The sequence below is a fragment of the Streptomyces misionensis genome, assembly GCF_900104815.1.
Taxonomy (GTDB): Bacteria; Actinomycetota; Actinomycetes; order Streptomycetales; family Streptomycetaceae; genus Streptomyces; species Streptomyces misionensis.
Genome location: NZ_FNTD01000004.1, coordinates 113,893 through 131,846 on the forward strand (window position 1 = coordinate 113,893; position 17,954 = coordinate 131,846).

The window sequence follows — 17,954 nt, forward strand, 5'->3', positions numbered from 1 at the left end:
GGGGTGTGGGTCAGCCGGCCCAGGGCAGGGGGGTGGCGTCGGTGCCCCAGTACAGGGACTTCTGCCGCTGGTAGGCGCGGATGAGGTCGCGGCCCTTCTCCGTGCCGAGGCCGCTGTCCTTCATCCCGCCGAAAGGGGTGGAGATGGAGAACTGTTTGTAGGTGTTGATCCAGACGGTTCCCGCCTCGATGCGCCGGGCCAGCCGCCAGGCCGCACGGGCGTCGCGGGTCCAGATGCCGCAGGCGAGGCCGTACACGCTGGCGTTGGCCTGCCGGACGAGGTCGTCCTCGTCCTCGTAGGGCAGTGCGACGAGGACCGGACCGAAGATCTCCTCCTGGCACACCCGGGCGGAGTTGGGCAGCCCGTCGATGACGGTCGGCAGGTAGTAGGCGCCGTCCGCGTGGGCCGCGCCGTCCGGGGCGGCTCCGCCGCACAGGATGCGCCCGCCCTCGGCGCGCGCGAGGTCCACGTACGCGGCGACGGCGTCGCGATGGCGGTGGTGGACGAGCGGGGCGACCTGGGTGCCGGGATCGGTGCCCGGTCCGACCCGCAGTTTCCGTACCCGCTCGACGAGTTCGCCGAGGAAGGAGTCGTAGAGCGAGCGGTGCACGAAGAGCCGCGACCCGGCGATGCAGGACTGCCCGCTGGAGGAGAAGATCCCGAACAGCACACCGGCGAGGGCCTGTTCGACGTCGGCGTCCTCGCGGACGATCGTCGGTGACTTGCCGCCCAGTTCCAGGGAGGCCGGGACGAGTTTGTCGGCGGCGGCGCGCGCGACGGTGCGGCCGGTAGCGGTGCCGCCGGTGAAGCCGATCCGGCGCACGAGCGGATGGGTGACGATCGCGTTCCCCACGACGCTGCCCTTGCCCGGCAGGACGGAGAGCAGCGCGGTCGGCATCCCGGCCTCGGTGAGCGCCCGGTGGACCAGACGGCCGAAGGCGAGTGAGACGAGCGGCGTCCACTCGGCGGGCTTGAGCAGGACGGCGTTCCCGCCGGCGAGGGCCGGGGCCACCTTCTGCGCGTCGGAGGCGATCGGCGAGTTCCACGGGTTGACGGCGCCGACCACTCCGATCGGCTCGTACACGCTCATCGTGACGTAGGGGCCGCGGGCGGGAGTGAGCGAGTCCTCGGCGGTCTCGAGCGCGGCGGCGGTGTAGCGGAAGGTGCCTGCGGCGCTCATGGCCAGGGCGAGGGTCTCGGTGAGGGTCTTGCCGGTGTCGGCGGTCTGGAGCGCGGACAGTTCGGCGGCGTGCTCCTCGATCAGGTCGCCGATCCGGTACAGGAGGCGGGCGCGCCGGTGCGGCAGCAGGTCGCGCCAGGCGGGCGTGGCGGCCGCCGCCGCGGCGGCGCCGGCCGCCTCGTCGACGTCGGCGGGCGAGGCGGCGTGGATCGTGGTGATCAGGGTCCCGTCGGCCGGGTCCGCCGTCTCGATCGGTGCGCCCGCGCCGCGCCGGAACACTCCCGCGATGAGGATCTCGTCGGGTGGGATGCGCGGCATGGCAGAACCTCCGGACAGGAGTGGCAGGGGGAGCTTCGTGGGCGGCCCACTCACGGAGCCGAAGCCGATCGGCAAAGCGCTTGAAATCTAAGGGCTTAAATATTCCGACCGCAAGGGGGGCGGCCCGATGTTTTTTACCCGGCGGCGAACCCTTGACGGCCCCCGTCGCACAAGGGGTACAACCTAAGCGCTGAAACATTCAGCCCTTATGCAACTGGTCGGCGGGGAGATCCGCCGGCGCACCCTCAGGCACTGCCCCCCGACCCGCCGAGCCCTCCCGTCTCTCACCGCCGCGCGTACGCGGGGCCGCTCAGGCCCGTCCCGCCCGGCCCTACCACTGCCGCGCGTCCCGACATCCCGCGCGGAAGCCGGAGGCCCCCTCCATGACCATCGACGCTCCCAGCGCGGGCCGCCACCCCGACGCCGCCGCCCTCGCCGCCGCCATCGGCGCCCGCTTCGAACGCCTGCCTCTGTGCCGTTGGCACGTCACCGTCCGCCTCGTCATCGGCGCGGTGACCTTCTTCGAGGCCTTCGACCAGTTGCTCATCGCCTACGCGCTGCCCCAGCTACGGGCCGAATGGCAGCTGGGCACCGGGCAGACCACCGCGCTGATGACCGTCGGCTCGGTGGGCATGCTCGCCGGGGCGCTGCTGTCGGGCCGCCTGGCCGACCGCCTCGGCCGGGTGAAGGTCATCGCGGCCTGCATCGCGCTGTCCAGTCTGTGCAACCTGGCGCTCACCCTGTGCACTTCACCCGCGCCGTTCATGGCCGCCCGCTTCGTCCAGGGCCTGGCCATCGGCGGCGAGGTGCCGGTCGCGGCCACCTTCATCGCCGAGATCACCCGCACCCACCAGCGGGGCCGCTTCGTCCTCCTGTACGAGCTGGTCTTCCCGGCGGGCCTGACCGCCGGCGCCCTGCTCGCCTCGTGGCTGGTGCCGCTGCTCGGCTGGCGCTGGATGTTCGCCCTCGCGGCGGTCCCCGGAGCGCTGTGCCTGCTCATCACCCGCTGCGTACCCGAGTCGCCGCGCTGGCTCGCCGACCGCGGACGCCACGAGCAGGCCCTGGAGACGATGGCGGCGATCGAGCGGAAGGTCGAGAAGGCCACCGGCGCACCCCTGCCCGAGCCCGCACCCGCGGCGCCCGCGACACGGGTGCCCGAGGGCCGAAGCGGCCTGCGGGAACTGCTCCGCGGCCGTTACCGCAGGCGCACGCTGGTCGTCGGTGTCCTGTGGTTCACCGGCTACTTCGTCAACTACGGCATCACGTCCTGGCTGCCCACCATCTACGGCACCCGCTTCGGCCTGAGCCTCTCGGAAGCGCTCGGGTACTCGACGGTGACCTCCTGCGCGGGACTCGTCGGCTGCCTGCTCGTGGCCCTGACCGTGGACCGCGCCGGGCGCCGCCGCACGGTCACCCGGTGCCTGGGCGCCGCCGCCGTCGCCCTGCTGCTGCTCGGCGTCTTCTCCGGCGGTTCGGCCATGGGCGTACTGGTGTGGACCTCGCTGGCGAGCGTCTTCCTCTTCGGCTCCAACATCTGCCTGTACCTGTACACCCCCGAACTCTTCCCCACCCGCATACGCGCCCTGGGCTCCAGCATCGGCGGCGCCATGAACCGCCTCGGCGTCATCCTCGGCCCGATCGTGGTCGGCGCGGTCTACGCGGACGGCGCGCTCGGCACCGTGTTCGTGACCCTCGCGGTGGTGGCCCTGATCGGCTCGCTCACGGCGGGGGCGGCCGCGGAGGAAACGAGCGGACGGCAACTGGAGGACGTGGCGCCGTAGTACGCGCCGCGAGAACGCGAAGCGGCGCGGAGGCCCGGAAGCCGCCGCGCCGCGACGTGGTACTCGGCGAGTGGTGCTCAGAGAACGCGGATCAGGAGGTGACCGCGCAGGACACGGTGGGCCATGTCCAGGTGCCGTTCGTCATGATCGTCATACCCCAGTTGTTGCCGCTCCCGTTGGGTGTGGCCTCCAGGACCTGACTGCTCGGATAGCTGGCGTTGGCGTTCCAGGTGGAGCTGATCTTCTCCGGCGTCGGGACGTTGACCGTCACCTTCCAGTTGTTGGAGCCGGTGACCGAGACGTTCAGGTTGTAGCGGTCGCTCCACTGCTGGCCGGCCGACAGCGTCGCGGTGCAGCCGCCGCTGCCGCCGCCACCGCCGCTGGGAGGCGGGGTGGTGCCGCCGCCACCGCTGCTGCCGCCGCCGCTGGTGACGGTGATGTTGGAGCTGCCGCTGCTCTGGTAGCCCTCGGTGGCCAGGATCTCGTAGTTCGGGGTGCCGAGGTTCAGGCCGAGGTTCTTCCAGGCGTTGAAGATGTTCGACACGGTGATGGTGCCGCCGGTGCGCTTGGCCTGGCGGACCGCCCAGTACTGGTCGAACGTCGCGGTGCCCTCGATGGACGGCGCGTTGACGCGGGTCGTCTTGTACAGGTCGTACGTGCTGCCGTCACTGCTGACCGAGCCCAGCTTGGTGGCACCCGAACTCGGGTTGTAGTTGCCGTAGTTGTCGACGATGTACCACTCGATCAGCGGGTTGGTGGTCCAGCCGTACAGCGACAGGTAGCAGTTGCCGTTGCAGTTCCACGTGCCCGAGTACGAGACGGTGTTGTTGTTGCCCGGGTTCCAGCCGGTGCCGGCGACGACGTTCTGCGCGGCCGAGTTCCAGGTCAGGCTGTAGTTGCTGCCCGATCCCAGGGTCATCGTGGCCCCGCTGGACTGCTCCCAGAACGAGTAGAAGTAGCCGTTGTTGGTGCCGGTGCTGTTCGAGGTGATCGTCGTGCCGGCCTGCGCGGCGCCGGGCAGCGCGAAGGCGAGCACGGCCGCCGCCGCGGCGGCGACGAGCCCTCGGACGACAGCCACGAGGCCGCGTCTGCGGCGCATCCCGTGGATCAGCGTACTCATGGGGGTGTTTCCTCCCTGTGCGGGTGTGGAGGGCCTGCTGTGCGCCAGGCCCCGGGCCGTCACCGGCCGGGGACGACCGAATGGGGCATGGGCATGACACATTTGGCCGCGATGGGAGCCGCGACCGAATGCCGGGTCGACGTGCGGCCCGGACCGCCGGTGACGAGCACCGGCCTGGCGAACAGTCTGGACGGCGACCGACGGGTGTCAACAGTTTCGGTAGAAGTTTCGAAAGCTTTCTGCTCGGCACAATTCGCCCGCGAGGACAGATCCCCTGGTCATGGACCGGTTACAAGGAGTCGCCCGAGGTGTTCTCGCTACCCTGGCCCAGGAGTTGCGCACCCCGCAGACCGCCGAGGGCCACCATCCTCGAAACTTTCGAACCGCAACCTGCACGCACCGGGCCCCGCTCCCTCATCCGGCCTGATCCAAACGGAATCCCCTAGCCGATGGAGAAGGTGGCGCCGGGGGCGGCGTAGTCCACCGGACCATCGAACCGCGTCGAAGCGCGTGCCACCGCTTGCCGCGGCGTGAGGAAGCGGCCGACGTGGGTGACGATCAGTCGGCCTGCCCCGGCCGCGCCGGCTGTGTCGCCGGTCTCCTCGGGGGTGTGGTGCACCTGTTCGCCCTCGACTGGTGCCTGTGCGCTCTCGGCTTCGCACAACAGCACGTCGCATCCTGCGGCCAGCTCCGTGAGGCTCGGGCACGGCGCCGTGTCCCCGGAGTACACCAGCGACTTGCCCGCCGCCTCGATGCGCACGGCGAAGGCCGGAATGCCGTGCGCCACCGCCCGGCTGGTCAGCCGGAGCGAGCCAACGACCGCCTGATGCCCGTCGTGCAACTCGGTGATCGCGAAGGCGGATTCGATCGGACTGCGCGCCGGGGTGTTGGTGAGGAAATCGGCCAGCCGGTCGGCGATACCAGGCGGACCGTAGAGAGGGATCGGCGCTGCGAGGCGAATGTCCGCGTACAGGGCGCCGTAGTACGCGGTGAGCAGGTCCGCACTGTGATCGGCGTGCAGGTGCGAGATCCAGATCGCATCGAGGTCGTCCAGCCGCACATGACGCTGGAGCGGGCCGAGCGTCCCGCTGCCCGCGTCCACCCAGATCCGGGTGTCCCCGCTCGACACCAGGTAGCCGGAGCACGGGTTGTCCACGCTCGGGTAGGGCGTCGCGCAGCCCAGGACCGTGAGGTGAAGAAGCTCGTCGCTCATCCCGAGATCCTAGAACACGTGATCCACCACGGCTTGACGATCAGTCACTGCTCCCGGCGGGGCGGCAAGGTTCCGAGAAGGCGCGAAGGCCGCGGTTCGCCCTCGCGTTGCGAGCCGGTATGGACGGCTCCTCTTGGCAGAATGCACAGGTGCAGCCACTACCGGTTCCCTGCCCCGCTCACCTCGTCCCGGATGCCACCGGTACCAACGCCTTCCACGACGCCTACCGCAATGCCATGGCGCACAACGCCGTATTCGTCGCCATCGAGGCCGAGGGTCCGCGCTGGACCGTGAAGGCGGACACCCTCACCGCCGGCTCCGGCCGCGGGGTCTCCGACGCCGTCAACGAAGCCATCCGGGCCGCGATCCTCCGCCTGGTCGACAACCACGAGGTCGATTTCGGCGCCTACACGGGACCCGTCTACTTCATGATGCACGGCGTGCGGGACGAAGAACGAGCTCGCGAACTCGCCGCCGCACTCCACGCTGCCCTCTACGACGACCTGGAACCCCTGAACCGCGCCGTCCCCCCTGGATCCTGACCCTCGGCGGTCAGCCGCCCTGGCCGGCGCTGCCCACCGGGCCGACCGTCACCTGGGAGGTGGTTTCGTCCGTGACGGGCAGCGTGGCGGCGCCGGGCCACTTGAGGGCAACCGTGTTGGTCTCGTTCGGCGGCGTCACCAGCAGCCCGGTGATGCGGACGCCGGAGCCGCCCGTGTCGTTGGACGGGTAGTGGATGCCGAAGGCGATCGACTGCCCGTTCTTCAGGATGGACGAGACGGCCTTCTCACCCGTGCGCTTCGCGGACAGCGTTCCTTCCCTGAGCTTGAGGTCGACGCCGGCGTAGCCCGAGATCGTGCAGTCCCGGCCACCGTGGTTCTTCATCGTCACCGCGACGGTGCGATCGGGGTCGCCGTCGATGGTGTTGTCCACCGCCGTGATCTCCAGCTCGTCGGTACGGCACCAGGCTGCCTTGCCGGTCCCGCCTGCCGCGCCGGATCCGCTGCCCGCGGCCGTGCCCTGCGCGGAGGACCCCTTGCCCGCCGAACCGTTCCCGGCCGAGCCCGCGCCGTCGGAGGCCTGCGCGCCGCCGCCTTGACCGGAGCCGTTGCCTCCTCCCGTGCCGCCGTCCTGGGAGGAGGCGGTGGACGCGGCCGACGGGTCACCCTGTCCCGTCGTACCGCCGTCGTCGTTCTGACAGGCGGTGAGCGAGAGGCTCGCGGCGACGGCCAGAGCGGCGAAGGTGAGCTTGTGAACGCGCATCGTTTTCCTCGGATCGGTTGCGGGCATCGGCCGCTCGGTACCGTCCTGCACGCGTCCACGTGAGTCGGTGGGAATCGGTACCGGCTGCGTTTCTGATCAACAGGACTGCTCGGCCCCGGCGCGCCGTTCCCCCGAACTCCCGCTGGGGACAGGCCTGTTACACACGCCGTGGCAGAACACGTACCGGCACTGGCCGCGCCGCCCCTCACCGCCTGTCCGAGGCCGACGCCGCTGGGACAGACTCGTGACCCGATGGATCTTGACCAAGCGCGTCGGGCACGGCAGCGGTGCCGGCGCGGAACAGGGCCGAGGCGCCGTGGGTGGTGTCGCTGGGAGACAGCTTCATCTCGGGCGAGGCGGGCCGGTGGGCGGGCAACAGCGACAGCAGCGCCGACGGCCACGCGCACACTGATCGTGCCTTCGACGCCGCGACGTACACGAGCGATCCGCATCGGGTGTACGGCACTTCCTACGACGACCGCTGCAACCGGTCCGACAGCGCCGAAGTCGACTCCGCACCCGTCCAGAACCATCGCCTCAACCTGGCCTGCTCAGGCGCCACGTCCACCGCGATCCTGCTGCCCGAGCACGGCGGGAGCCCCTTCAAGACGGAGCCGTCCCAGGCGAAGCAGCTCCAGGACGCCGTCACCGGCCACGCCGTGCGCGCGGTCGTCGTTTCCGTCGGGGGCAACGACCTCGGCTTCGAGAGCGTCATCACCTCCTGCGCGAAGAGCTTCCTCGCCCCGATCGGCGCGAGCCCCTGTGCTCCGTCCGAAGGGCCGCGGGTGCGGGACCGGCTGCCCGCGATGCGTGCCGCGGCCGTCAACGCGCTGGGCGACATCACCACCGCCATGGACCGGGCGGGCCACCCGAAGGGCAGCTATCGCCTGATCCTCCAGTCCTACCCCTCCCCGCTGCCCGACGGCGGCCGGGTCCGCTACCCGGGAGAGAAGTACGACCGCCTGGCACAAGGCGGCTGCCCCTTCTTCGACAAGGACCTCACCTGGGCCCACGACGAACTCGTCCCCGAGATCAGCACCGCCCTCGCCTCGGCCGCCCGGACGGCCGGTGCTGAATTCCTCGACCTGTCCCGTGCCTTCGACGGCCGGGAGGTCTGCTCCACCACCACCGTTCAGGCCGGCCCCGGCCGGCAGCCCTCCGGCCGCACCAGTGAATGGGTCCGCTTCGTGACCAGCGGCCTCGGGCAAGGCCAGCGCCAGGAATCGCTGCACCCCGACTACTACGGCCAGCGTGCCCTGGGCGTCTGCCTCGGCCTCCAGCTCGACCAGGCCCCCGGCCGTTACTCCTGCACCAACACCCCGGGAACCGGCCCCGCCGACATGCGCCTGCAGCCCGCACCCTCCCTCTGACCGGCGCACGATGCCCGCCCTGTGGTCGCCGCGCCTGGAGGTCACGACTGGTCAGGCGTCATCCAGCCGGCGTACGTCCTCCTCGTCCCACGTCCTGGTGTCGCGCGGCTGGGTGTAGGGCTCGGCCTCGGGCGGGTGTCCGCCGGCGACGGCGCGCTGGCGCACGGTCTCGGCGTCGAACTCCAGGCCCAGCAGTACGGCGAGGTTGGTGATCCACAGCCAGACGAGGAAGACGATGACGCCGGCCATCGTGCCGTACGTCTTGCTGTAGGAGGCGAAGTCGGCGACGTAGACGGCGAACCCGGCGGAGGCGGCCATCCAGATCATCAGCGCGAGGAAACTGCCCGGTGTCACCCAGCGGAACCCTTTCACCTTCGCGTTGGGGCTCGCCCAGTACAAGAGGGCGATCATCGCCGTGACCAGCAGGAGGAGGACCGGCCATTTCGCGACCGACCACACGGTCAGCGCCGTGTCGCCGATCCCGAGCGCCTGCCCGGCTTTGCCGGCCAGGGTGCCGGTGAAGACGACGATCAACGCGCTGGCCACGGCGAGCACCATCAGCACGACCGTGACGCCGAGGCGTACCGGCAGGATCTTCCACACCGGACGGCCCTCGGGTATGTCGTAGACGGCGTTCGCGGCGCGGATGAAGGCGGCCACATACCCCGATGCCGACCACACCGCCACCACGATGCCCACCAGCGCCATCACCGATCCGGTGCCGGCGTTGCCCTGCAACTGCTCCACGGCCCGGGTGATGACGTCCCGTGCGGAGCCGGGTGCCAGCCGGTTGAGGTTGGCCAGCACCTTGTCGGTCGTCGACCTGCCGGTGATGCCCAGCAAGGAGACCAGCACCAGCAGGGCCGGGAACAAGGACAGCACGCCGTAGTAGGTGAGCGCCGCCGCCCGGTCGGTCAGCTCATCGTCCTTGAACTCCTTCAGGGTGCCCTTGAGCACGGCGCGCCAAGCCCGTTTCGGCAGTTCCGTGGGCGCGTCCGGTGCCGACTGCTCGACGTGCGGACCGGGCCCCGCCTCCTGCGGCGACGGCGCCCGGAAGGCCGGCGCCCCCTCACCGCTGTGCTGGTCCCCTCGCCCTGGAAGATGCAGATTCGCCATACCGGGCGGGTAACCGCACGGCACCCGCTCAAGCCGGCATGACGGCCGACACCTCGCTGCGACCTCCGCTAGCCCTCGCCCGACCGCGTTGAGACTCCGCGGGGTGGGCACCCGGACGGTACTGCCACGGAGGAAGGGACGCGACGTGCTGATCGTGATAGCGATGCTGCTCCTGCCGGCTCTGGCGCTGTTGTTGGTGGTGATGGACCGTGTCGAGGATTGGCTGCCCGCGGCGTCCTCCGGCCCCCGGCACACACGTGGACGCCGCCATCTGAGGCTGGTCCCCGGCGAAGTGAGCGACTCCCCCTCCCGGCCGGCGACCGTGGAGGCGCCCGAGCGGCGCGCGCACGCCGCGTGACGGTCAGTCCGGTGTCAGTTGCGTGTCAGGACCCCGTGCCATTCTCTTTCACGTGAACGACCCCGGAGACACGGAGACAAAAAGGGGTCGGGAGCAGGGAGAGGTGCCCGGAGTGGCTGATCGGGGACCAGCGAGCACGCCTCGAGGTCGGATCCCTTCAGGGATCCACGCAGGTTCGAATCCTGCCCTCTCCGCACCATGCGGCACGTCGCTCACCGAGTGAGCCGGGTTCCCGGCACGGCGTTCCCGTTCCCCATCGCTCCTCCAACGAGCTGGCCACGAAGGGGACTTGGCTACGACCAGGCCATCTCCCAGGTGCTCTGAATCCCGCAGCTGACGACCGGGAAAATGGGGTGCGGGAGGCTGAGCCGGAGTGTTGGGTGGCGCCGTGACAGAGAGTCTTGAGTTTTCCGCCCTGCTGCACCTGCTCGATGAGCGGTCGGCCGCTTTCCGCAGTGCGGTTGCCGCCGCGCCCGGCCTCGACGCGCCGGTGCCGTCCTGCCCCGAGTGGACGCTGTTCGACCTGGTGCGGCACCTGGGTACGGGCCAGCGCTGGTGGGCCGCGATCGTCGCCGCGGGCCCGGCCGAGGCTCCGCCGGCCAAGGATGCCGCGGAGCCGCCGCGCGAACTCGAGGCGCTGCTGGCCTGGTACGCCGAGTCGAACGAGCTGCTGCTGAGTACGCTGCGCGAGGCCGGACCGGACCGCGCGTGCTGGACCTGGTGGAGCGCCGGCGTGTCGCCGGCGAATGCCTGGGGCGTTGCCCGGCGCCGGGTGCACGAGGTGCTGGTGCACACGTACGACGCCCAGCTCGCCGCAGGCGCCGTGCAGCCGATGCCGGCGGACGTCGCGATCGACGGCGTGGCCGAGTTCCTCGACACCTGCAACTCGACCCCGGCGGCCTGGCCGCACGAGGCCGCCACCATCCACTACCACGCCACCGAGGGCCGCTCCTGGCTCCTCACGCTGGACGACACCGGCGCCTGGCCCGCGCCCCTCACGGACGACGCCGCGCCCGCCTCCGCTTCGGCCACGGGCACGGCCGAGCAACTGCTCCTCTTCGTCTGGGGCCGCCTCACGCTGAGCGACCTGAAGGCGGAGGGCGACCAGCGGGTGTTCGAGCAGCTGATCGCCTGGGAGCCCGAGGAGTAGCCAGTCGGCGGTCCCCCTGGCGCCTTGGCGCGTTCGGGGCCGACGGCCTGGTCAACGGGTCGGTTCTGTTTGCCAGTTCCGCAAGTTCGATTGCTGGTTAACAGCAAGTGCGCGCAGGCTGGGTTCAGACGGTGCCGGCTCACCCCGTGGAGCCGGCACCCGGAGCACATGACCGACCGGGTCGTGACTCCCGGGGCGTCGGGAGTCGCGGTCCCCTTACAGGCAATGGAGGCGGCAGATGGAAGATCGCCATGTCGTGATCATTCCGATCGAGATCGACGCGGAGAAGGAAAGCTCCTATCTCGACGCTTGGCAGGGCGCCGCGGAGCTGATGGCGGCGCAGCCCGGTTTCATCCGGACGTACATGTTCCGCACGACCGTTCCGGGGAGCAGGTTCCCTCTCGTCAACGTGGCGGAATGGGAGTCCGCCGCTCACTGGGAAGCGGCGATGAACGTCTGCCCGATGCTGGGGCAGCAGATGGCCGTCGCCCATGCCTCCAACTACAGGGCGATCCGGACGGTCCTGCCGCCGCACGGCAGCGGATGAACTCCGGCGGCGGACAGACGCCCGCCGACCCGTCTCCCACCGCGGCACGTCGCCGTGCCGCGGACGGCGGTGCGGTACCTGAGGGGTGACGGAGGCGGAGCCGGTCGATGGCCGTCGCGCGCGCTCGTCGGCGACAGCGTCCGGGCGCTGCGCGGGAACCGGCGGCCGTAGCGGTCCAGGATGTGCGACGAGACCCGGCCGGGTTTCCGTGCCGAACGACCGTGGTGGGCGGGCTTACCGCGACGGCGTGTCCGGGCCCGCGCAGGCCGCGTGTTCCAGCAGCTCGCGGGCCCGGTCGAGGGCCTGTCCGAACGGGTCGGGGAAGACGCCCAGCCCGTGTGCGACCACCGCGCCCTCGTGCAGCAGCATCAGCGCTTGAGCCAGCCGGTCCGCGTCCGCCGGGTCGACGTCCCCCGCGAGCCGGGTGAACAGCGCGAGCATCCACTGCTTCTGCCCCGTGATGACCGGGTACGCCGGATGCGTCGGGTCCCCGATCTCCACATGCGCGTTGATCATGCCGCACCCTCTGGAGCCGTACTCCCCCGCCCATGCGCGCGCGGCCTGGAAGACGGCCAGGACCAGGGCCACCGGCGTCTGCCCCGCGGCCGCCTCCAGGTGCGAGCCGAGCAGTTCCCGCCAGCGTTCGTCACGTCGGGCCAAGTACTCCACGACGAGCTGCTCCTTCGAGCCGAACCGGTCGTACAGCGTCTTCTTGGTCACTCCCGCCTCGGCGGCGATGAGGTCCACGCCCACGGCGTGGATGCCGCGCTCGTAGAACAACCGCTCGGCCGCGTCCACCACGCGTCGCGCGCCGGGCGTCATGCGGATGCGGTGCGGTACCGCCTCGGACTCCATGAACCCCGAGTATACCGATCTGTATAGTGGGCACCCGCCGGAGGTCCGTCGTCCGTGCCATCGCGAGTGTCCGCGGGATGTGGTCGAGTGAACGCCCTGCTGTCGGTCGTCTTCGTCCTGTGCTGGAGCTCCGGCTTCATCGGAGCGAAGCTCGGCGCGGGCACATCGACCGTGACCACGCTCCTGATGTGGCGGTTCCTGCCGCTCGCGCTGGTTCTCGTCGCCGCAGCGCCCTTCTCCCGGGCAGCGTGGCGCGGGCTGGGACCGCGCGACCTCGGCCGGCAGATCGCCGTCGGCGCGTTGTCGCAGAGCGGATACCTGCTCAGCGTCTACGCCGCCATCCAACTCGGCGTCTCCACCGGCACCACCGCCCTGATCGACGGCGTCCAGCCGCTTGTCGCCGGTGCGTTGGCCGGGCCCCTGCTGCGCCAGTACGTCTCACGCCGGCAATGGGCCGGACTGTGGCTGGGGCTCGCCGGGGTCGCCACGGTCACCTCCGCCGACGCGGCGGCGTCAGGCTCCGCGGTCGCCTGGTGGGCGTACCTCGTGCCCTTCCTGGGCATGCTGTCGCTGGTGGCGGCCACCCTTCTGGAGGGCCGCTCGCGCGTACCGGTCGCACCCCGGGCGGCGCTGACGATCCACTGCGCGACCAGCGCGGTCCTCTTCTCCGGGCTGGCGGTCGGCACGGGTGCGGCCGTCCCGCCGGCCAACTTCTCGTTCTGGGCGGCGACCGCCTGGCTCGTCGTGCTCCCCACCTTCGGCGGGTACGGACTGTACTGGCTGATCCTGCGCCGCAGCGGCATCACTCAGGTCAACACCCTCATGTTCCTCATGGCCCCGGTCACAGCCCTGTGGGGCGCCCTGGCGTTCGGCGAGCCCTTCGGCGTACAGACCGCCCTCGGGCTGGCCGCCGGTCTCGCGGCTGTGGCCATCGTCAGCCACGGGACCGGCGCGCCCTCCGCTCCGCCCACCCGGCCCGCCGCCGACGGAGACGACCGGCTCCCCCGTGGTGTCGACGAGCGCGGCCACTCATGAGACCGCGGATGCCGGAGCGGTCGGTCAGGAGGAGGCGGAGACGTGATCGCGATCTGCTGTCCGGCCGGCCCCGGACCATCGGCGGACGACCTCGATCAGCGAAGGTCCTCCGCGCAGGCACCACAGGGCGATGACGGGGTCGCAGATGGCGCAGCCCATGGACGAGTCGTGTGCGAAGTGCAGGATCGGCTGGCCCTTGAGCCAGTGGGCCACGTCCCAGGCGGTGTGCAGCAGCCAGCCGATGCCGATGAAGGTCCAGGACTCCAGCCCTCGGTAGGCGACGTAGGCCATGAGCGCGGTGAACGGCACCTCCCACGGGCCGAAGCCGCCCCCGCTCAGATAGGCGGCTCCGGCCCCCGCCAGCATGATCGCGTTGAAGCGGCGCCGGTGCGGCTCCTTGATCAGGGACATCAGCAGGCAGTAGGCGATGCCGACGAGGATCGGCGAGACGTAGATCATGACGGAATGACTTCCTTCGGCTGGGCCCGGCCCGGATCGGCGGTGCCGAGCAGTCGCAGTGCGAGCAGCCCACCGGCCCCCGGCACGACGGCCAGGAACCTGGCGGCGGTCGTCGCCGCCTCCAGTCGCCAGGTCGCGATCACGACGAACAGGTAGGCACAGCCGTGGGTGGGGCCCATCAGCGACGAGACGGGCTTGAGATGGACGGTGAACAGGTTGGCCAGCATGACGATCAGCGAGATCAGCTCGGCGTGAGCGGCGACGCGCACGTGGCGCGGAGGACGGAGGTACATGGTCACAGCCCCGTGGTGGAGCCGGGACGGATGACCGGCAGTGCGGTCACCGCGGCCCACGGCAGGTCGAAGAGGCCAGTGAGCGTGGCGAGTCGACCCGCTGCCATTCGAACAGGGCGGTCTGGGTGTGCATCGATGTTCCTTCGGGACCGATTTCCATGAACGCCCCGAAGTCAACCGGCTGCGACGGTGATCGCCCAGTGGCACCAATGACAGGTTTCAACGGGATACCGCCAACGGCCTTCTGCGGGCCCGGCCGCGATGACGTGGGACTGCCCCGGCTTCGGCCCCGCCGGCCGCCGGCACATCCTGGGTGGGTGTGACAGGACCACCAACCCGACCTTGCCCGCCGATACGTTGGCGGCATGGACAACAACCGGCTGAGTGAGTTCCTGCGGGCCCGCCGCGCACTGGTGCGCCCCGAGGACCACGGAATGCCCGCCGGGGCCCGCCGTACTCCTGGCCTGCGCCGGGAGGAGGTCGCCGTCCTCGCCGGGGTGAGCACCGACTACTACGTACGGTTGGAACAGGGACGGGAACGCAACCCCTCCCCCCAGGTCCTGCGGGCCCTGGCGGCCGCACTCCTGCTGACGGACGAGGAAGCCGCCTACCTGCGCGCGGCGGTCGATCCGCCTCAGCGCTCGCGGTCCCGGCCCGCCCGGGAGTACGCCGGCCCGCAACTGGTGTCCTTGCTGGACGCCTGGGCGGACACCCCGGCTCTGGTCTACGGCCGGTACCTCGACCTGCTGGCCGTCAACTCCCTCGGCGAGGCCCTGTTCTCCTGGCTCGGCAGCCGGAGCAGTCTCATCACGGCCATGTTCCTCGACCCGGCGGCCCGGGACTTCTACCGCGACTGGGCCGTCGTGGCGCAGGGGTGCGTGGCCGCGCTGCGGGCCGCCAACCCCGCCCCCGACGACCAGCGGCTCCAGGAACTCGTCGGCGAACTGTCGGTGCGCAGCACCGATTTCGCACGCATGTGGGCGCGCCACGAGGTACGGGCCAAGACGGCCTCGGCCAAGCGGTTCCGGCATCCACTGGTCGGTGACCTCACCCTGGACTTCGAGACCTTCTCCGTCCACAGCGCCCCCGGCCAGCACCTGGTGGTCTACCGGGCCGAACCCGGCAGCTCCGCGGCCCAGTCACTGAGCCTGCTGGACAGCCTCGCCCTCACCGAGATCCACGACGTTCAAGACGAAGGACACATCCCGCATGAACTCCCCTGACTCCCCCGTGTGGTTCATCACCGGCTGCTCCTCCGGCCTGGGCCGGGCACTCGCCCGCACCGTGCTGGAACAGGGGTGGCGGGCGGTGGTCACCGCCCGGGACGCCAACCAGGTCGCCGACGTGGTCGCCGGGCACGAGGAACGCGCCCTCGCCCTGGCGCTGGACGTCACCGACGCCGAGCAGATCACGAGGGCGGTCGCCCGGGCACAGACGGCGTTCGGACGGATCGACGTCCTGGTCAACAATGCCGGTTACGGGTACCTCGCCGCCATCGAAGAGGGTGAGGACGACGAGGTCCGTGCCCTGTTCGACACCAATGTCTTCGGTCTGGTCGACACCACCAAGGCCGTCTTGCCCGGCATGCGAGCCCGTCGCCGCGGCCACATCGTGAACATGTCCTCCCTCGGCGGACTCGTCGGCTTCGGTGCCACCGGTTACTACCACGCCACCAAATTCGCCGTCGAAGGACTCTCCGAATCCCTGGCCGCCGAGGTCGCCCCCCTGGGCATCAACGTGACGATCGTCGAGCCCGCCGCGTTCCGCACCAACTGGTCCGGCCCTTCCATGCGCCAGTCCGCCGCGACCATCGACGACTACGCCCTCACCGCGGGCACCCGACGCGCCCACACCCTGGCCACCTACGGCCACCAGCCCGGAGACCCCGCACGCGCGGCCCGGGCCGTCATCGACGCCGTCACAGCCGAGAAGCCCCCGCTGCGCCTGCTCCTGGGCAGGGCCGCGTACGACATCGCCACCGCCAAACTCGACTCCCTCAAGGCCGCCTTCGACGACTGGCGGGAGGTGACTGCCGGCGCCGACTTCCCGCCGCAGCAGACGGCAGACTGAGGAGCCGTACCCCGACCGGTCACGGAATGTGCGGTTCGAACGGCTTCCTCCTTCTCCCTGGGCGCGGTACGAGGAGACCAGGCGGTGCGACGGCGGCCGCCGCCTCGTAGGCTGCCGCCATGAACGAGACCAAGACCCCGACGCCCCGCGACGCCTTCGAGCTGCTGATGGCCGGCAACCAGCGCTTCGTCGCGGGCACCCCGGAGCACCCGAACCAGGACGCCGCCCGCCGCGCCGAGACCGCACCGTCCCAGCAGCCCTTCGCCGTGCTGTTCGGCTGTTCCGACTCCCGGCTGGCCGCCGAGATCATCTTCGACCGAGGTCTGGGCGACCTGTTCGTGGTGCGCACCGCCGGCCACGTCATGGGCCCGGAGGTGCTGGGCAGCATCGAGTTCGGCGTGGAGGTGCTGGGCTGCCCGCTGGTCGTGGTCCTCGGGCACGACTCGTGCGGCGCGGTCGGCGCGGCGTGCGCCGCGCTGGAGGACGGCGTGACGCCGGGCGGGTACGTCCGGGACGTCGTCGAACGGGTGACCCCCAGCGTGCTGGCCGCCCGGGCCGCCGGACGGGTCGAGCCGGAGGAGATCCTCGCCGAGCACATAAAGCACAGCGCCGACCTGCTGCTGGACCGCTCCCGGGTCCTCGCCGACAAGGTCGCCGCCGGCCAGACCGCCGTGGTGGGCCTGCGCTACCGCCTGGCCGACGGCAGTGCCCACCTCGTCGCCGCTCACGGCCTCGACGCGGGTGTGCCCACGGCGTCCTGACCGCCGCGGCGCGGCCCTCGGCGTGAGCCGCCGCACACGGCTCTCAGGAGACGGGAGGACCCGAGGGGTCCCCCGTACCGGTCACGCGAGGGTACGGGGCCCCGCGGCGCGGCGCAGCCGGTTGGCGATCGCCAGTCCCAGCCCCTCCTCCGCCGGCAAGGAGGCGACAATGAGGTCGCACCCCTGCTGGTCGAGTTCGCGCAGGAACCCGTACAGCTCGCGCGCGTAGTCGGCCGGGGACGCCGGGACGTCCACCACGGCGTGCGCCTTCACCGGGGTGCCGACGAGGGAGGGGGGAAGGAGGACGCCGACCTGGTGCCCCTGCTCCTGCGCGAGCCTCGCCTCGACGGCGACCTTCTCCGGCTCGACCAGGACGACCCGTGCGGACGGCGCGTAGTGCGACGGGTGCTGACCCGGCACCCGGACCTGGCTCGTGGACGGGACCTCGACCGGATGCCCCAGCACCGCTTCGAGGTCCTCGCGGGTCACTCCCCCGGGCCGGAGGATGGCCGGGGCCTCACCGGTGACGTCCACGATGGTCGACTCGACGCCGACCCCGCAGGGACCGCCGTCCAGCACGAAGTCGACGGCCTCCCCCAGCTCCGCCCGGACGTGACCGGCCGTGGTGGGGCTCACCGAGCCGAAGCGATTGGCGGACGGGGCGGTGACACCGCCGCCGAAGGCCGACAGCAGCGCGAGGGCGACCGGGTGGTCGGGGACCCGCACGGCCACCGTCTCCAGGCCGCCCGTGGCTTCCAGGGGCACCCGCCGACCGCGCCGCAGGACCAGCGTGAGCGGCCCGGGCCAGAAGTGCTCGGCCAGCAGGCGCGCCGTCGCGGGCACGTCCTGTACCCAGTCGTCCAGGTGCTGCGCGCCACCGATGTGGACGATCAGCGGATGGGAGGGCGGACGTCCCTTGACCTGGAAGATGCGTGAGACGGCGGCGGGGTCCTCGGCGTTGGCGCCCAGTCCGTAGACGGTTTCCGTCGGGAGGGCCACCAGACCGCCGGCGCGCAGCACACCGGCCGCCTTCTCGATGTCACTGGTACTTGTCATCACACTCCG

General features: G+C 71.1%; 19 protein-coding genes and 1 pseudogene. 11 read left to right on the forward strand and 9 right to left on the reverse strand.

All coding sequences use genetic code 11. The annotated features are described in order from the left end of the window. Positions 1-10: 10 nt before the first annotated feature. Entirely contained in the window at positions 11-1,498 is a 1,488-nt protein-coding gene (locus BLW85_RS01780) for an aldehyde dehydrogenase (protein ID WP_070022744.1), read from the reverse strand. 383 nt (positions 1,499-1,881) lie between these two features. Here BLW85_RS01780 and BLW85_RS01785 point away from each other — a divergent pair, with 383 nt between their 5' ends. Further along, complete coding sequence (locus BLW85_RS01785; protein ID WP_074990201.1) at positions 1,882-3,279, forward strand: MFS transporter; 1,398 nt, start codon at positions 1,882-1,884, stop codon at positions 3,277-3,279. A gap of 91 nt (positions 3,280-3,370) precedes the next feature. Here BLW85_RS01785 and BLW85_RS01790 read toward each other — a convergent pair whose 3' ends face one another. Together BLW85_RS01790 and BLW85_RS01795 are read right to left on the reverse strand one after the other, a co-directional pair. Then, positions 3,371-4,399, reverse strand: coding sequence for a glycoside hydrolase family 11 protein (locus BLW85_RS01790; RefSeq protein WP_074990202.1), 1,029 nt, complete (start codon positions 4,397-4,399; stop codon positions 3,371-3,373). 442 nt (positions 4,400-4,841) lie between these two features. Then, on the reverse strand, positions 4,842-5,612 hold the full coding sequence (locus tag BLW85_RS01795; RefSeq protein ID WP_070029178.1) for an MBL fold metallo-hydrolase: 771 nt from the start codon (positions 5,610-5,612) through the stop codon (positions 4,842-4,844). A 149-nt stretch (positions 5,613-5,761) separates the two neighbouring features. Here BLW85_RS01795 and BLW85_RS01800 point away from each other — a divergent pair, with 149 nt between their 5' ends. Beyond that, positions 5,762-6,154, forward strand: coding sequence for a hypothetical protein (locus BLW85_RS01800; RefSeq protein ID WP_070029180.1), 393 nt, complete (start codon positions 5,762-5,764; stop codon positions 6,152-6,154). Positions 6,155-6,164: 10 nt separating this feature from the next. On the opposite strand, the gene BLW85_RS01805 is transcribed toward BLW85_RS01800, so the two are convergent. Next, complete coding sequence (locus BLW85_RS01805; RefSeq protein ID WP_074990203.1) at positions 6,165-6,875, reverse strand: DUF4232 domain-containing protein; 711 nt, start codon at positions 6,873-6,875, stop codon at positions 6,165-6,167. A 320-nt stretch (positions 6,876-7,195) separates the two neighbouring features. Here BLW85_RS01805 and BLW85_RS01810 point away from each other — a divergent pair, with 320 nt between their 5' ends. Beyond that, positions 7,196-8,245, forward strand: a complete 1,050-nt coding sequence (locus BLW85_RS01810) for an SGNH/GDSL hydrolase family protein (protein ID WP_074995924.1) — start codon at positions 7,196-7,198, stop codon at positions 8,243-8,245. 51 nt (positions 8,246-8,296) lie between these two features. Here the strand turns inward: BLW85_RS01810 and BLW85_RS01815 are convergent, their stop codons facing one another. After that, positions 8,297-9,361, reverse strand: coding sequence for a YihY/virulence factor BrkB family protein (locus BLW85_RS01815; RefSeq protein ID WP_070029184.1), 1,065 nt, complete (start codon positions 9,359-9,361; stop codon positions 8,297-8,299). 145 nt (positions 9,362-9,506) lie between these two features. Here BLW85_RS01815 and BLW85_RS01820 point away from each other — a divergent pair, with 145 nt between their 5' ends. The 4 genes and pseudogenes from BLW85_RS01820 (at position 9,507) to BLW85_RS38230 (ending at position 11,416) form a co-directional block, all read left to right on the forward strand. Further along, entirely contained in the window at positions 9,507-9,719 is a 213-nt protein-coding gene (locus tag BLW85_RS01820; protein WP_079172217.1) for a hypothetical protein, read from the forward strand. A 97-nt stretch (positions 9,720-9,816) separates the two neighbouring features. Then, a pseudogene (locus BLW85_RS39150) lies at positions 9,817-9,913 on the forward strand. A gap of 194 nt (positions 9,914-10,107) precedes the next feature. Further along, positions 10,108-10,869: a maleylpyruvate isomerase family mycothiol-dependent enzyme gene (locus BLW85_RS01825; RefSeq protein WP_074990204.1), complete on the forward strand. Its 762-nt coding sequence runs from the start codon at positions 10,108-10,110 to the stop codon at positions 10,867-10,869. A 238-nt stretch (positions 10,870-11,107) separates the two neighbouring features. Next, entirely contained in the window at positions 11,108-11,416 is a 309-nt protein-coding gene (locus tag BLW85_RS38230) for an antibiotic biosynthesis monooxygenase family protein (protein WP_071828608.1), read from the forward strand. A gap of 234 nt (positions 11,417-11,650) precedes the next feature. On the opposite strand, the gene BLW85_RS01835 is transcribed toward BLW85_RS38230, so the two are convergent. Beyond that, entirely contained in the window at positions 11,651-12,271 is a 621-nt protein-coding gene (locus BLW85_RS01835) for a TetR/AcrR family transcriptional regulator (RefSeq protein ID WP_074990205.1), read from the reverse strand. An 87-nt stretch (positions 12,272-12,358) separates the two neighbouring features. Here BLW85_RS01835 and BLW85_RS01840 point away from each other — a divergent pair, with 87 nt between their 5' ends. Continuing rightward, a complete protein-coding gene (locus BLW85_RS01840) occupies positions 12,359-13,306 on the forward strand; it encodes a DMT family transporter (protein WP_079172218.1) in 948 nt (315 codons plus the stop codon). A gap of 24 nt (positions 13,307-13,330) precedes the next feature. Here BLW85_RS01840 and BLW85_RS01845 read toward each other — a convergent pair whose 3' ends face one another. Continuing rightward, positions 13,331-13,765 carry a DUF6010 family protein gene (locus BLW85_RS01845; RefSeq protein WP_070029190.1) on the reverse strand — a complete coding sequence of 145 codons (435 nt, stop codon included), beginning with the start codon at positions 13,763-13,765 and terminating at the stop codon, positions 13,331-13,333. Then, positions 13,762-14,058, reverse strand: a complete 297-nt coding sequence (locus tag BLW85_RS01850; RefSeq protein ID WP_074990206.1) for a DUF3817 domain-containing protein — start codon at positions 14,056-14,058, stop codon at positions 13,762-13,764. The genes BLW85_RS01845 and BLW85_RS01850 overlap by 4 nt, the downstream gene beginning before the upstream one ends. Before the next feature lie 365 nt (positions 14,059-14,423). Between BLW85_RS01850 and BLW85_RS01855 the strand changes: the two genes are divergently transcribed. The 3 genes from BLW85_RS01855 (at position 14,424) to BLW85_RS01865 (ending at position 16,889) form a co-directional block, all read left to right on the forward strand. Next, positions 14,424-15,281 carry a helix-turn-helix domain-containing protein gene (locus BLW85_RS01855; RefSeq protein WP_074990207.1) on the forward strand — a complete coding sequence of 286 codons (858 nt, stop codon included), beginning with the start codon at positions 14,424-14,426 and terminating at the stop codon, positions 15,279-15,281. Further along, positions 15,268-16,128: an oxidoreductase gene (locus BLW85_RS01860; protein ID WP_070029194.1), complete on the forward strand. Its 861-nt coding sequence runs from the start codon at positions 15,268-15,270 to the stop codon at positions 16,126-16,128. Before BLW85_RS01855 ends, BLW85_RS01860 begins: the two co-directional genes overlap by 14 nt. A gap of 119 nt (positions 16,129-16,247) precedes the next feature. Beyond that, on the forward strand, positions 16,248-16,889 hold the full coding sequence (locus BLW85_RS01865; protein ID WP_070029195.1) for a carbonic anhydrase: 642 nt from the start codon (positions 16,248-16,250) through the stop codon (positions 16,887-16,889). Positions 16,890-16,970: 81 nt separating this feature from the next. On the opposite strand, the gene BLW85_RS01870 is transcribed toward BLW85_RS01865, so the two are convergent. Further along, complete coding sequence (locus tag BLW85_RS01870) at positions 16,971-17,945, reverse strand: L-threonylcarbamoyladenylate synthase (protein ID WP_074990208.1); 975 nt, start codon at positions 17,943-17,945, stop codon at positions 16,971-16,973. Positions 17,946-17,954 lie beyond the last annotated feature (9 nt).